This is a genomic window from Streptomyces sp. JN8 (assembly GCF_055808075.1).
In genome coordinates, this window is record NZ_CM147852.1 from 1,612,202 (window position 1) to 1,626,255 (window position 14,054).

Consider the following 14,054-nt stretch of genomic DNA (forward strand, 5'->3'; position numbering starts at 1 on the left):
GCGCCGGCCGGCGACCGCGAGCTCATATCAGGGTGATGGTGATCATCTCTTCCGTACGACCACGAAGTCGGCCAGCGCGGTGAGCTGGGCCCGCACCCGGGCGGGCATGTCCACCTCATGGAGGGCGTCGATCGCGATCGTGTGCTGGCGGCGGGCCTCCTGGGAGGTCCACTCGCGTCCTCCGGCCTCCTCGATGAGGGCCGCGCGGGTGGCGAACTCCTCCTCGGAGAAGCTGTCGAAGTCGTTGGACTTGGCGTCCGCGGCGAGCAGTTCGCCGAGCCGCTCGGAGGCGGGGCCGCCGGCGGCCAGGGCGGCGACGACCGGCAGGGACTTCTTGCGCTGGCGCAGGTCGCTCCAGGTCTGCTTGCCGGTGGACTCGGGGTCGCCCCAGATGCCGAGCAGGTCGTCGACGGCCTGGAAGGCGAGCCCGAGGTGGTACCCGTACTCCTCCAGCTTGTCGGCCGTGCGGTCGTCGGCGCCGCCGAGGACGGCGCCGATGGAGACCGCGCAGGCGAGCAGGGCGCCGGTCTTGTTGCCCTCCATCTCCAGGCACTCCTCGACGGTGACCCGCTCGCGGTGCTCGTAGGAGATGTCCTGGGCCTGGCCGTCGATGAGCTTGCGGCTGGCGGTGGTGAGCCGGCGGGTCGCCCGCCCGGCCTCCACGGTGCCGATCTCCAGCAGGATCTCGTTGGCCAGGGCGAACAGGGCGTCGCCGACCAGGATGGCCTGCGCGGGGCCGTGCACCTTCCAGACGGTGTCGCGGTGGCGGCGCTGCTCGTCCCCGTCCATGAGGTCGTCGTGCAGCAGCGAGAAGTTGTGGACGAGCTCCACGGCGACGGCGCCGGGGATCCCGACCTCGGGGGCGACGCCCGCGGCCTCCGCGGACAGCAGGGCGAGCGCGGGGCGGACGGCCTTGCCGCTGTCCCCCTCCGCGGGGTTGCCCTGCGCGTCGATCCAGCCGAAGTGGTAGGCGGCCACGGTGTCCATGGGCGGCGCGAGGCGGTCGACGGCCGCCCGCAGTACGGGGGTGGACAGGGTCCGCCCCCGCTCCAGCAGTGCGGACACGTCCGCGGTGTCGACGGCCGGATTACCCGGCGGCACAGTCGGCACGGTCTCTCCTCTTGTTCCGGTACTCACACTCATGCCGCCTCCTGCAGCGGATGGTCATGGCGGCGGCCGAGGGCGGAGAGCGCGGCACCCGCGGCGCTGAATCCGCTGCGGACGGCACCCTCCATGGTCGCGGGCCAGCCGGTGGCGGTCCAGGCCCCGGCCAGGAAGAGCCCGGGTGCCTGGGTGCGGGCGCCGGGGCGGAGCCGGCCGACGCCCGGGGTGGGGGCGAACGTGGCCGTCCGCTCCCTGGTGACGAAGAAGTCGCGGATCCCGGCGCCGCGCGCGGCGGGCAGCAGCCGCTCCAGCTCGGGGAGGTACTTCGCGCGGAGGGCGGCGACGGGTTCGTCGATCTCGTCCTGGGCCGCGGACTGCGAGACGGCCAGGTACTGGCCCCCGCCGGTCAGCCCCGAGGAGTCCGTCCGGTCGAAGACCCACTGCACCGGGGAGCCGAGCGTGGTGAAGAACGGCCGCTTGAGCACTCTGCGGTCGTAGACCACGTGCAGGTTGAGGATGGGGGCGGTCGCGATGTCGAGGAGCCGGTCGGGGTCGTCGAGGGCGCCCTCGGGCAACAGGCCGTGGGTCTCCTGCTGCGGTACGGCGAGGACGACGGCGTCCGCGAGGAGGGTCTCGCCGGGCACCTCGACGGCCCAACGCCCGTCGTCCGTGCGGGAGATCCGCTCGGCCTTGGTGCGGAGCGCGGTGCGCACCCCGAGGGCGTCGAGTTCCTTGGCGGCCCGGGTGTCGTGGAGTTCGCCGAGCGGGACGTGGGCCCAGCCGATGTCGGCGGCGCCCGGCTCCGAGAGGAGGCCCGTCTTGAAGACCATGGCGGCGAGCCCCATGGAGGCCTGCGGGGCGGGGGCGTTGAGGGTGGGGATGCCGACCAGGTCCCAGAGGGCCTCGACGGTGCGCGGGGACTGCCCGTGGCGGCCGAGCCAGGTGGCGAAGTCGATGCCGTCGAGCGCCGGGTCGGCGGGGTCCAGCTTGCGCAGGGCGAGCGCGGCGCGGCCGACGGAGGCCCGCTCGGCGAGCGAGAGGTGGGGGTAGCCGGCGAGGCTCCGTGCCAGGTGCAGCGGCACCGGCAGCTCGTCGCGGCGGATCCGGCCGAGCCGGGGGCCGCGCGGGTGCGCCACGTCGAGGACGGGGACGTCGAGGCGGTCCTGGAGCGGGGCCAGCCGGGCGCCGTCGACCCGGTCGAGGAACCAGCGGTAGGCGGTGCAGCAGCGCAGGTAGACGTGCTGTCCGTTGTCGACGGTGAGCTCGCCCCGGCGGAAGGAGAAGGCGAGGCCGCCGAGCCGCGGCCGGCCCTCCAGGAGGGTGACGCCGACGCCGGCGTCGGCGAGCTGGAGGGCGGCGGTGACCCCGGCGAGGCCGCCGCCGACGACGACGGCCTGCGGCTGCCGGGTGGGCTGCCCTGTTCCTTCGTGGGTCACACGGCCTCCGTTCGGTGCGTCGCGGCGGGGCGCGGGCGGGTCGCCGCGTGCGGGGCGGCCGCGGCCCCGGCCGCCCCTCGCAGGGACGCCGGTGCGGCGGCGGGGGTTGCCCGGCGGGCCGGGGAGGCGGTGTGCGGGCGCATCAGACACGCCTCCTGACGGTGCGTCGGGCGATCGTGCGGGTGTCCAGGCCGGAGAGCCCGCGGACCGCGACGTAGGCCTTCTCGCGGCCCGGCAGCGAGACCCGGCCGCGCAGCACGGCCTCGGGGTCGCGTTCGATCCGGTCGAGGAGCCGGCGGTAGATGCCGGCCATGGCGGCGACGCAGGCGCCGCTGCGCCGGTCGAGCATGGGCAGCAGCCGGTATCCCTCGGCGAACAGGGCGCGGGCGCGGCGCACTTCGAAGTGGACGAGCCCGGCGAAGTCGGAGCCGGCGGGCGGCTTCTCGTCGCCGAAGCCCTCGCCGCAGCCGAACTTGGCGAGGTCGTCGGAGGGCAGGTAGGTCCGCCCGTTCCCGGCGTCCTCGCGTACGTCCCTGAGGATGTTGGTGAGTTGGAGTGCGAGGCCCAGGGTGTCGGCGTATTCGGGGGCGCGGTCGGCGCCGGGGGCGCCGGGCTGGGTGCCGAAGACGCCGAGGGAGAGGCGGCCGATCGCCCCGGCGACGCAGCGGCAGTAGGTCTTGAGGTCGTCCCAGGTCTCGTAGGTCGCGCCGTGCACGTCCATGAGGACGCCGTCGATGAGCTCGTCGAGGCCGTCGAGCGGGATCGGGAAGCGGCGGGCCGAGTCGGCGAGGGCGACGGCGACCGGGTCGGTGTCGTCCTCCTCGACCTTGCCCTCGCGGACCCGGTCGAGCAGCGCGCGGGTGGCCTCCAGGCGTTCCTGCTTGTCCTCGGGCGCGAGGGTGCCGTCGCCGATGTCGTCGACGCGCCGGGAGAAGGCGTAGAGCGCGGACATGGCCTGGCGCTTGTCGGTCGGCAGCAGCCGGATCCCGTAGGCGAAGTTCCGCGCCTGCTGTCCGGTGACCGCCTCGCAGTAGCTGTAGGCGGCCAGTACCGGTGCGGACGGCTGGGGCTGTGCCTCCACGGTCGCGTTCACCCCTCTCTCCGCGCCCGGAGCAGAACCGCTCCCGCCTGGCGCATCAGGCTCGGCTTGGTGGCCTTCGGTGGGCCGGTCAGCACGTCGTGTCCGGCGTCGGTGATCGCGTCGAGGGCCGCGAGTCCCCCGGCGGTGAAGCCCGCCAGGAGGAGGCGGAGGCGCCCGTGGACGCTGCCGACCAGCGGGGCGCCCGCGTGGAGGAGGTCGCGGGCCCGCTGGGCCTCGAAGGCGATCAGGGCGCGGACGGAGGCTCCGGCGGTGGGCCGGGCGAGGTCGCTCTCCGTGACGTGGAACCGCTTGAGGTCCTCGGCGGGGAGGTAGACCCGGTCGTTGCCGAGGTCCTCGGCCACGTCCTGGAGGTGCTCGACGATCTGGAGGGCGGTGCAGATCTCGTCGGAGCGCCGGATCCGCTCGGGGGTGTCGGTGCCGGTGATGGCGAGGACCAGTCGGCCGACGGGGTTGGCGGAGAGTGCGCAGTACGCGAGGAGGTCGTCGTAGGTCTCGTAGCGGGTGACCTGCTGGTCCTGGCGGTTGGCGGCGATCAGTCCGAGGAAGGGTTCGGGGGTGAGGCCGCGGCGGCGCACGGTCGGCTGGAGAACCTGGAGGAGGGGGTGGCGCGGGGTGCCGTCGAAGACGCGGTGGAGGTCGGCCTCGAAGGCGTCGAGGAAGGCGAGCCGGTCCCGTGCGGTCGCCGGGTCGAGGCCGAGGTGGCGGGCGTCGGCGCCGCCGGGGGCGAGGTCGCCGTCTCCGATGTCGTCGACGAGGCGGGCGAAGCCGTAGACCGCCGTCAGGTCGTCCCGCCAGGCCCGGGGCAGGAAGAAGGGGGCCACGGGGAAGTTCTCGTCCGCGGCCTTGCCGAGGGTGGCGCGCGAGGAGGCGTCGGTGCGCGCCTGCCGGGTGTCCGTCACAGGTCACTGCCCGACGGAGGGACGGCGAGACCCTCGTGGAGCTGGAGATTCTGCGTCATGGCCGTCACGTCTCCCGTTCTACACTGCCGAGTCAATCCATCCTATTTCGGACACGCCGCCGACCCCTGCCCGTAGAGCCGTCGCCAGGAGGCTCGATGGTCGTGGAGTATCGCCCTACTTGCCGCGAAACAGACCGGTCCAGCTTACGTTGCACGGCGGCAGCCGCCATTCCGGGGTGCCGGGCGTCCGGGCGCACGGCCGCACGCCTCGTCAACCCGCCTGAGCTGGGCGGGAGTTCGAACCTCCGGTGAGGTCAGAGCGCCCGGGTGCCGGAGACGACCATGGCGAGGGTGGTCTCGACGACGGCGTTCCTGCGCTGCGCCGGGAGGCGCCGGAGGGGCCCTTCGAGCAGCAGGAGTGACAGTCCGTGCACGGCCGACCACGCGGCGGCGCCCGCGGCCGGACGGACGACCGGACGGGGGGTGCCGAGGCGGGCCAGGCCCTCCAGGGAGTCCCGGAGCAGGGTGAACGCGCGGAGCTCGGGCTCGGGTGCCCGGCCCTCCGGCATCGGCCCGGGGGTCCCGTCCGGCCGGGGCACGCAGAACGCGGCCCGGTAGAGGCCCGGCTGGTCGACGGCGAAGCCGACGTAGCCCCGGCAGAGGGCGACCAGCCGGCGCTCGGCCGCGAGGGCGGGGTCGTCGGCCCCCGGCTCGCGGCCCGCGGCCTGCTCCATGGCGTCGGCGAGCAGGCACCGCGCGTGCGTCCTGACGGTCCGGAGGAGTTCGCCCCGGCCTTCGAAGTGCCGGTAGGCGGCGGTGGGCGAGACGCCCACCCGGCGGGCCGCCTCGCGCAGGACGACCCGTTCGGGGCCGCCCTCGGTCGCGAGGTCGACGGCGGCGCAGATCAGCGCGTTGCGCAGGTCGCCGTGGTGGTAGGTCTTTCCCCCCGAGATCGCTGCCATGGGCTCATCCTGCCCGATGTTGCCAGCATGAACATTCCGGGTGGCGGAACGACGCGCGAAAAGGGACCGCCCCCGCCGGGAGGGCGGGGGCGGCGCGCCGGGAAGGAGCGGGGGTCAGCGGGCGGTCTCCCGCTCGTACGCCCTGAGGACCTCGTCCGTGGGCCCGTCCATCAGGAGCTGGCCCTTCTCCAGCCAGAGCACCCGGTCGCAGGTGTCCCGGATGGACTTGTTGCTGTGGCTCACCAGGAAGACCGTGCCGGCCTCCTTGCGGAGCTCGCGGATGCGCTCCTCGGAGCGGATCTGGAACTTGCGGTCGCCCGTCGCCAGCGCCTCGTCGATGAGGAGGACGTCGTGGTTCTTGGCGGCGGCGATCGCGAAGCGGAGCCGGGCGCCCATGCCGGAGGAGTAGGTGCGCATGGGCAGGCTGATGAAGTCGCCCTTCTCGTTGATGCCGGAGAAGTCGACGATGCCCTCGTAGCGCGAGCGCACCTCCTCGCGGCTCATGCCCATGGCGAGACCGCCCAGGATCACGTTGCGCTCACCCGTGAGGTCGTTCATGAGGGCCGCGTTGACGCCCAGGAGCGAGGGCTGGCCGTCGGTGTAGACCTTGCCGCTCTCGGTGGGCAGCAGCCCGGCGACGGCGCGCAGGAGGGTGGACTTCCCGGAGCCGTTGGAGCCGATCAGGCCGATGGCCTCGCCGCGGTAGGCGGTGAAGGTGACGCCGCGGACCGCGTGGACCTTGCGGACGCCCCGGCTGACCTCGGCCTTGCCGCGGCCGACGATGCGGCTGAGCGCCGCCGTGGCGCTGCCCTTGCCGCCGCCGCCGGTGTTGACCCGGTAGACGATGTGGACGTCGTCGCAGATGACGGTGGGAACGTCGGAGCGCTTGGCGCTCGTGTCGGTGTCAGCCACGGCCGTACCTCTCCTCGGCCTTCCAGAAGTAGACGAAGCCGCCGACGCCGAAGACCAGGGCCCAGGCGAGCGCGGTCATCCAGACGTGGGCGGGCAGGTTCTCGGCGCCGTAGCCGTCGATCAGCGCGTACCGGATCAGGTCCATGTAGACGGCCGCCGGGTTGTACATGAGGATGTCGCCGATCCACGCCGGCTTGTCGGCCAGCATCGTGCGGAGCGAGAACATCACGCCGGACGCGTACATCCAGGTGCGCATCACGAACGGCATGAGCTGGGCCAGGTCGGGGGTCTTCGAACCCATCCTGGCCATGATCATGGCCAGGCCGACGTTGAACACGAACTGCAGGAACAGTCCCGGGATCACCAGCAGCCACCGGAGGGAGGGGTAGCTGCCGAACGAGACCACGATCGCCACGAGCACGATCATCGAGTACAGCAGCTGCTGGAGCTGCTGGAGCGAGAAGGAGATCGGCAGGGAGGCCCGGGGGAAGTGCAGGGCCCTCACCAGGCCCAGGTTCCCGGAGATCGCCCGGACGCCGGCCATGACCGAGCTCTGGGTGAAGGTGAACACGAAGATGCCGGTGACCAGGAACGGGATGTACACGTCCTTGGACATCCCCTGGCTCGCGCCCAGGATGAGCCCGAAGATCAGGTAGTAGACCAGGGCGTTCAGCAGCGGGGTCGCCACCTGCCACACCTGGCCGAGCTTGGCCTGGCTGTACTGGGCGGTCAGCTTCGCCGAGGAGAACGCCATGATGAAGTGGCGGCGGCTCCACAGCTCACGGACGTACTCGAACAGTCCGGGCCTGGCGCCGCTGACCGAGAGGCCGTACTTCGCGGCCAGTGCGGCCGGCCCGAGGCCCTCGTCGACGGACGGGGGCGCGCTCGTCGCGACCGCCCCGCCCTGCTGTGTGTCACTCACAAGTCGAAACTTTCGTGTTCAAGATGCGCGGCACGTCGGTACCACGATGTCAGACGACCGGGGGGCGACCCAGCCGGGTCAGCCGCCACACCGTACGCCACCTCATGGGGCGGCGCGGTCCGCAGGGGGTCCTCCAGCCTTCGCGGAAACCGCCGGACCACGCCTTCAGTGCGGAGAGCGAGGGCCTGCGGGCCAGGGTGAGGAGGAGCCAGACGCCGAGATAGGCCGGCACCAGGGGCGCGGGCAGATTGCGGCGTGCCAGCCAGACTCGGTTGCGGGCCACGTTGAAGTGGTACGAGGCGTGCCGGGAGGGTGCTGTGGTGGGGTGCAGGAGCACCATGTCCGCACGGTAGTCGATCATCCAGTCGGCGTCGAGCGCGCGCCAGGCGAGGTCGGTCTCCTCGTGCGCGTAGAAGAACTCGTCGGGCAGACCGCCGACTTCGGCGAACACCTTGGTGCGGACGGCGTTGGCCCCGCCGAGGAAGGTCGTCACCCGCGAGGAGCGCAGCGGATCGGAGGCGCGGAGCCTCGGCACGTGCCGGCGCTGGGTGGCGCCGGTCTCCGGATCGGCGATCCGGAAGCTGATGATGCCGAGGCGCGGGTCGGCGGTGAAGGCCTGCCGGACCAGTTCCGCGGTGTCCTGGTGCGCGAGCCGCCCGTCGTCGTCCAAGAAGAGCAGGACGTCGACGTCGGTGCCGCCGGGCCCGAAGGCCTCGATGCCGATGTTCCGGCCGGCGGGGATGCCGACGTTCTCCGGCAGGTTGACGGTCCGCACCCAGTCGGGCACCCCGGTGACCGGGGTGCCCTGCCCGACGACGACGACCTCGACGCGGTCGCCGTCCTGCGCGGCGACCGAGTCGATCAGCGCGCGCAGGTCGTCGGGGCGGTTGCCCATCGTGATGACGACGGCTCCCACCCTGAGCGGCGTGCTCACGGCCGGCCTCACTTCAGCCTGCTCGAAACCATGATCGACACGAGGTGCAGCACGGTCTGGAGCAGTGCGATGCCGGCGAGGACGGCGACCCCGAGGCGGGTGAAGAACAGGTCGCCCCTGATCTGGTCCGCGACCGCCAGGACGACGATCAGCAGCGAGGCCTCGATGCCGAGGACCAGCCGGTGGAACTTCAGCGCGCCGGCGGCCCTGCGGGCCAGCGCCATGCCGGAGGAGCGCGGCTCGGATGCCGCCTCCTTGACCGGCGGCAGACCGCCCTGGTGCCGGGCGACGCCGACGAGGTCGGTCTCGGCCTTGATCAGGATCGCGCCGAGCGCGGCCAGCGTGCCGAGGAAGGCCCAGAGCCAGTCGATCCGGCCCGAGCCCCACAGGTCGGCGGCCCGGAGGCCGAATCCGACCAGCACCGCGGCGTCGCACAGGTAGGCGCCGACCCGGTCCAGGTAGACGCCCGACAGCGAGAACTGCTTCTTCCAGCGGGCCACCTCGCCGTCGACGCAGTCGAGCAGCAGGTAGAGCTGGACCATGAGCGCGCCGAGCACCGCGCCGGGGATCCCGGGCACCAGCAGGGCCGGTGCCGCGAGGACGCCCGCGAGGGTCATCACGTACGTGAGCTGGTTCGGCGTGATCCGGGTGCCGACGAGCCGCCGGGTGATCCGGAGCGAGATCTCCCGCATGTACAGGCGGCCGCCCCAGTGCTCCCCGCTGCGCCGGTCCTTGACGCCCGGGGGGTGGACGACCGGGCGGAGCTCAGCTACCGATGGCTTTGGCATAGTCGGCGTACGCGTCCCTGATCTGGTCGTCGGACAGGTCGAGGTGTTCGAGGATGGTGAAGCGGCCCGGCCGGGTCTGCGGGGCGAAGGACACCGCCTGGACGAACTCGTCCACGCTGAATCCCATCTCCTCCGGCGTGACCGGCAGCCCGTGCCGGCGCAGGGTCTCGACCATCCGGCCGGAGCCCTCGTGGGATCCGCGCAGGTGCATGGCGAAGGCCGCGCCGAGACCGCACTGCTCGCCGTGGCTGGCGGCGCGGGCCGGGAAGAGCAGGTCGAACGCGTGGCTGATCTCGTGGCAGGCGCCCGAGGAGGGGCGGCTGTCCCCGCTGATCGACATCGCGATGCCGGACATCACCAGGCCCTCGGAGAGGGTGACGAGGAAGTCGTCGTCGCCGACGCCGCCGGGGTGGCGGAGCACGGCCTCTCCGGCGCTGCGGGCCATGGCGGCCGCGAGACCGTCGACGGGCTCCCCGGTCACCTCGTGGGAGAGCTCCCAGTCCGCGATGGCGGAGAGGTTGGAGATCGCGTCGCCGATGCCGGAGCGCACGAAGCGGACCGGGGCGTCCCTGATCACGTCCAGGTCGATGACCAGGGCGATCGGGGTCGGCACACCGTACGAGCCCCGGCCGTTGTCGTTGTCCAGGGTCGAGATCGGGGAGCAGATCCCGTCGTGCGACAGGTTGGTGGCGATGGCCACCAGCGGCAGCCCGACCCGGGCCGCCGCGTACTTCGTCACGTCGATGATCTTGCCGCCGCCGAGGGCGACCACGGCGTCGTACCGCTTGCCGCGCATGGCGTCGGCGAGCTTCACGGCCTCGTCGATGGTGCCGCCGGAGACCGGGTACCAGTCGGCGCCGGGCAGCTCGGGCGCGAAGTGGTCGCGCAGCTTCAGGCCCGAGCCGCTGCTGATCGCGACGGCGATCTTGCCGTTGCTGGAGATGCGCTGGTCCGCCAGGAGCGCGGACAGGTCGTCCAGCGCTCCCCGGCGGATGTCGACGACGACCGGTGAGGGAATCAGTCGGGTCAGTACTGGCACGCGATCTCACGGCCCTTCGCGAGGTCGTCGTGGTTGTCGATCTCGACCCACTTGACGTCACCGATGGGCTCGACGTCGACGGTGAAGCCGCGGTTGACCAGCTCCTGGTAGCCGTCCTCGTAGTAGAGGTCGGGGTCGCGCTCGAAGGTGGCCTTGAGGGCGTCGGCGAGCTCCTCGGCGGCCTCGGCCTCGATGAGGGTGACACCGATGTACTCGCCGGTGGCGGTGGCCGGGTCCATCAGCTTGGTGATGCGCTGGACGCCCTTGCCCTCGGCGGTGATGACCTTCATCTCCTCGTCGGCGAGGTTCTTCACCGTGTCGAGGGCGAGGATGATCTTCTTGCCGTCGCCGCGGGCGGCGAGCAGGGTCTTCTCGACGGAGACGGGGTGGACGGTGTCGCCGTTGGCGAGGATCACACCGCGCTTGAGGACCTCACGGGCGCACCACAGGGAGTAGGCGTTGTTCCACTCCTCGGCCTTGTCGTTGTCGACGAGGGTGATCTTGAGCCCGTACTTCGCCTCCAGGGCCTCCTTGCGGTCGTAGACGGCCTCCTTGCGGTAGCCGACGACGATCGCGACCTCGGTGAGGCCGATCTCGGCGAAGTTCTTCAGCGTCCCGTCGAGAATCGTGGTCTCGCCGTCGACAGGCACCAGGGCCTTCGGGAGCGTGTCGGTGTAGGGGCGCAGACGCCGTCCGGCACCGGCTGCCAGTACGAGACCGATCATGCTGTTTCTCCTTCGTCATGTACGGCGGGTGCTCCGGAGGACACCCAGAAGCGGATGGACTCCGCGAGCACCACCAGCGCGATGGTGACCGCCAGGGCGGTGAGCGCCAGGGTGAAGTCGTTGCCACGGCTCGCCAGCAGGGCGGCGAGGACGGTCACCAGCAACGTGCGGCCCTCGTGACCGCCGATCGTGCGCACCAGCCACGTGGGCGGCGCGCCGGTGCCGCCGCGGATGCGGTACACCGTGTCGTAGTGATGGTAGGCGACGGCGGCCACCAGTCCGTAGGCGGCGGGCAATGCCCCGTTCACCTCGGACCGGGCCGCCAGGACGAGGATCGTGCCGTACTCCGCGGCGCGGAAGAGCGGCGGCAGCAGCCAGTCGAGGGCGCCCTTGAGCGGGCGGGCGACGGCGGCGCCGGCGAAGACCGCGTAGAAGACGGCGGCGACGACGGTCTGGTCGGAACCGAAGGGGCGGCCGAGGGCCGCGGCGAGCAGCGCGCCGGTGGCGATCAGCGCGAGGACCAGCGGCGGGAGCATCAGGATGCCGGTGCGGCCGAGGACGCGGTGGGTGAGCGCGGCGAGCGGTCCGGAGTCCGTGAGGTCCGCCAGGGCCTGCGCGGCCCGGTCGGTCCGCTTCGCCTTGCGGCGTGCCAGGGAGCGCAGGACGCGTCCCGCCGTGGTGTAGCAGGCGCCGAAGGCGCAGCCGGCGATCAAGGCCCAGAAGACGATCCGCGGGGTGGAGACGGCGGTGAGGACCGCGATCATGGCCCAGCGCTCGCCGATCGGCAGGATGATCATTCGGCGGGCCCAGACGGTCCAGCCCAGGCTGTCGAGCCGGCTGGAGACGGCGAGGCTCGTCTTGGCCGTGGCGCCGGTGCTCTCGGCGTTGGCCTCGTTGAACGCGAAGTCGACCACGTGCCGGCAGGTCATGAGGATCATCGCGCCGAGCGCGAGGGCCCAGACGTCGTCGCCGTTGCGGGCCGCGCCGAGGGCGAGGCCGGCGTAGAAGGCGTACTCCTTGGCGCGGTCGAAGGTGGCGTCGAGCCAGGCCCCCATCGTCGAGTACTTGAGCGCGTAGCGGGCGAGCTGCCCGTCGGTGCAGTCGAGGACGAAGGAGACGAGGAGGAGGACGCCGGCGGCGACGTAGCCGCCGCGCGTCCCGGTCGCCGCGCAGCCGGCCGCGATCAGGGCGGTGAGCAGCGAGGCGGTGGTGACCTGGTTGGGGGTCAGGCCGCGGCGCGCGCACCAGCGGGCGATGTAGCGCGAGTACGGGCTGATGAAGAAGGTGGTGAAGAAGCCGTCGTGGGCCTTCACCGCGGAGCGGAGGCGGACCGCCTCTTCATCGACGGCGTCCACGGCGGCGCGGGCCTCGTGGCGGGCCTCGGCGTCGGCGGGCACGGTGGCGACGAGGGTGCCGAGCTGGGGCCGGTGCACGGCGACGCCGTCGGCGTCGAGGGCGTCGGCGAGCGTCCCGGTGAGGTCGTCACCGGCGGCGGCGGTCAGGGCGCGGGCGAGCGCCGGGCGGGCGCCGTTCTGCACGGTGAGCGCGCCGGGTGCGGCGGCCGCCGGGAACCGGGGGTCGGTGAGGGCGAGGCGCAGCGCGTGCACGTGGCCGACGAACCGGGGGTCGACGAGCGCGACGCGCTCACCCGCGGGGACGGCGGCGAGCAGGGCGCCGGTCTCCTCGGGGCCCGCGGCGGTCCGGACGTCGAAGCCGAGCGACCGCAGATCTCCGTCGAGCGAGGATCCGGGTGCCGGCGGGCCGGTGAGGATGGCGGTCGACAGACGAACTCACTCCTTGGAGCTGACGGAGGGGCCGGCGGGACCCATGGCGGCCCCGGGCGCGGCGGTGCGGCCCGGCACGGGGCGGCGACACGTCGGCTGAGGCTATCGGATGAAACAGAGCACGAGTTCACCGAGGCTTTGCGGGCCGGACTCCCCCGGGTCCACCCACGTCCGCACGGGCGCGGGCCGTTCCGCGGAGATCATCCCGGGCGATCGGCGGCAGGGCGGGCGGCACGGCGGTCGCGGACCCCGGCCGGGTGCGCGTCCGCGCCCCGGGAGCGGGCACCGGCGGCCCGATCCGGCCGCCACCGGTCCGGAATGCATCGCCGCAGGTCAGAGCATATGACAACGGTGTTCAGTACCGTGTTGCACATACCCCCCACCCGTAGTTGACTTGCGACTCGGGGCACCTGCGAACCGAGATCTGGAGGCCATGTCATGGGGGCTGGACACGACCACGGGCATCACCACGGCGGCCCTGCGCCGACGGGTACGGCCGGGGCCGCGTACAAGAACCGGTTGCGCGTCGCGCTCGGCATCACGCTCTCCGTGATGGTGATCGAAATCATCGGCGGAGTGCTCTCCGACTCGCTCGCGCTGATCGCGGACGCGGCCCACATGGCCACCGACGCGGTCGGCCTCGCGATGGCGCTGCTGGCGATCCACTTCGCCAACCGGCCGCCCTCGGGGAACCGCACCTTCGGGTTCGCCCGGGCCGAGATCCTCGCGGCGCTCGCCAACTGCCTGCTGCTCCTCGGCGTCGGCGGCTACGTGCTCTACGAGGCGGTCCAGCGCTTCTTCGAGCCGGCCGAGACCAAGGGCGGCCTGGCGATCGCGGTCGCGGCGATCGGCCTGGTCGCGAACATCGTCTCGCTGTCGCTGCTCATGCGGGGCCAGAAGGACAGCCTGAACGTGCGCGGGGCGTACCTGGAGGTGCTCGCGGACGCGCTGGGCTCGGTCACGGTGATCGTCGCGGCCGGCGTCATCCTCGTGACCGGCTGGCAGTACGCCGACCCGATCGCCTCCGTCCTGATCGGCCTGATGATCGTCCCCCGGACGGTCAAGCTGCTCCGCGAGACGCTGGACGTCCTCCTGGAGGCGGCCCCCAAGGGCGTCGACATGATGGAGGTGCGGGCCCACATCCTGGCCCTGCCGGGCGTCGAGGACGTGCACGACCTGCACGCCTGGACGATCACCTCGGGCATGCCGGTGCTCTCGGCGCACGTGGTGGTGGACCAGGACGCGCTCGACTCGGTCGGGCACGAGAAGATGCTGCACCAGCTCCAGGGATGCCTGGGCTCGCACTTCGACGTGGAGCACTGCACCTTCCAGCTGGAGCCCGCGGGGCACGCCGAGCACGAGGCCGGGCTGTGCCTGTGAGGAAGGCGCCCTGCTAGTCTTTTCGTACGAACGCGTGGAGAGAGGAGCTGAGGTTGATGACCGTCGCG

13 protein-coding genes are annotated in these 14,054 nt (G+C 72.4%); 1 reads left to right on the forward strand and 12 read right to left on the reverse strand.

Annotated features, from left to right (window positions below; all coding sequences use genetic code 11):
* Positions 1–42: 42 nt before the first annotated feature.
* The 12 genes from ACY0MR_RS07010 to ACY0MR_RS07065 form a co-directional block, all read right to left on the reverse strand.
* The gene (locus ACY0MR_RS07010) at positions 43–1,143 is read right to left on the reverse strand and encodes a polyprenyl synthetase family protein (protein WP_361854657.1); all 1,101 of its coding nucleotides are present in this window, start codon (positions 1,141–1,143) and stop codon (positions 43–45) included.
* Complete coding sequence (gene hpnE / locus ACY0MR_RS07015) at positions 1,140–2,540, reverse strand: hydroxysqualene dehydroxylase HpnE (RefSeq protein WP_473559811.1); 1,401 nt, start codon at positions 2,538–2,540, stop codon at positions 1,140–1,142. Before hpnE ends, ACY0MR_RS07010 begins: the two co-directional genes overlap by 4 nt.
* 142 nt (positions 2,541–2,682) lie before the next feature.
* Positions 2,683–3,633: a presqualene diphosphate synthase HpnD gene (hpnD, locus tag ACY0MR_RS07020; protein WP_388795705.1), complete on the reverse strand. Its 951-nt coding sequence runs from the start codon at positions 3,631–3,633 to the stop codon at positions 2,683–2,685.
* Positions 3,630–4,541 carry a squalene synthase HpnC gene (hpnC, locus tag ACY0MR_RS07025; RefSeq protein WP_451059985.1) on the reverse strand — a complete coding sequence of 304 codons (912 nt, stop codon included), beginning with the start codon at positions 4,539–4,541 and terminating at the stop codon, positions 3,630–3,632. The genes hpnD and hpnC overlap by 4 nt, the downstream gene beginning before the upstream one ends.
* 313 nt (positions 4,542–4,854) lie before the next feature.
* On the reverse strand, positions 4,855–5,502 hold the full coding sequence (locus ACY0MR_RS07030; RefSeq protein ID WP_473559813.1) for a TetR/AcrR family transcriptional regulator: 648 nt from the start codon (positions 5,500–5,502) through the stop codon (positions 4,855–4,857).
* 114 nt (positions 5,503–5,616) lie between these two features.
* Positions 5,617–6,414 carry an ABC transporter ATP-binding protein gene (locus tag ACY0MR_RS07035; RefSeq protein ID WP_383431652.1) on the reverse strand — a complete coding sequence of 266 codons (798 nt, stop codon included), beginning with the start codon at positions 6,412–6,414 and terminating at the stop codon, positions 5,617–5,619.
* A complete protein-coding gene (locus ACY0MR_RS07040) occupies positions 6,407–7,336 on the reverse strand; it encodes an ABC transporter permease (protein ID WP_361854635.1) in 930 nt (309 codons plus the stop codon). The genes ACY0MR_RS07035 and ACY0MR_RS07040 overlap by 8 nt, the downstream gene beginning before the upstream one ends.
* Positions 7,337–7,385: 49 nt before the next feature.
* On the reverse strand, positions 7,386–8,231 hold the full coding sequence (locus ACY0MR_RS07045) for a glycosyltransferase family 2 protein (RefSeq protein WP_473561726.1): 846 nt from the start codon (positions 8,229–8,231) through the stop codon (positions 7,386–7,388).
* A gap of 47 nt (positions 8,232–8,278) precedes the next feature.
* Complete coding sequence (locus tag ACY0MR_RS07050; RefSeq protein WP_361854632.1) at positions 8,279–9,058, reverse strand: CDP-alcohol phosphatidyltransferase family protein; 780 nt, start codon at positions 9,056–9,058, stop codon at positions 8,279–8,281.
* Complete coding sequence (locus ACY0MR_RS07055; RefSeq protein ID WP_388795712.1) at positions 9,036–10,097, reverse strand: iron-containing alcohol dehydrogenase family protein; 1,062 nt, start codon at positions 10,095–10,097, stop codon at positions 9,036–9,038. The genes ACY0MR_RS07050 and ACY0MR_RS07055 overlap by 23 nt, the downstream gene beginning before the upstream one ends.
* Positions 10,085–10,822, reverse strand: coding sequence for a phosphocholine cytidylyltransferase family protein (locus tag ACY0MR_RS07060; RefSeq protein WP_388795715.1), 738 nt, complete (start codon positions 10,820–10,822; stop codon positions 10,085–10,087). Before ACY0MR_RS07060 ends, ACY0MR_RS07055 begins: the two co-directional genes overlap by 13 nt.
* A complete protein-coding gene (locus ACY0MR_RS07065) occupies positions 10,819–12,606 on the reverse strand; it encodes a DUF5941 domain-containing protein (protein WP_473561728.1) in 1,788 nt (595 codons plus the stop codon). The genes ACY0MR_RS07060 and ACY0MR_RS07065 overlap by 4 nt, the downstream gene beginning before the upstream one ends.
* Before the next feature lie 438 nt (positions 12,607–13,044).
* On the opposite strand from ACY0MR_RS07065, the gene ACY0MR_RS07070 reads away from it, so the two are divergent.
* The gene (locus ACY0MR_RS07070; protein ID WP_388795718.1) at positions 13,045–13,986 is read left to right on the forward strand and encodes a cation diffusion facilitator family transporter; all 942 of its coding nucleotides are present in this window, start codon (positions 13,045–13,047) and stop codon (positions 13,984–13,986) included.
* The last annotated feature ends 68 nt before the right edge of the window (positions 13,987–14,054 follow it).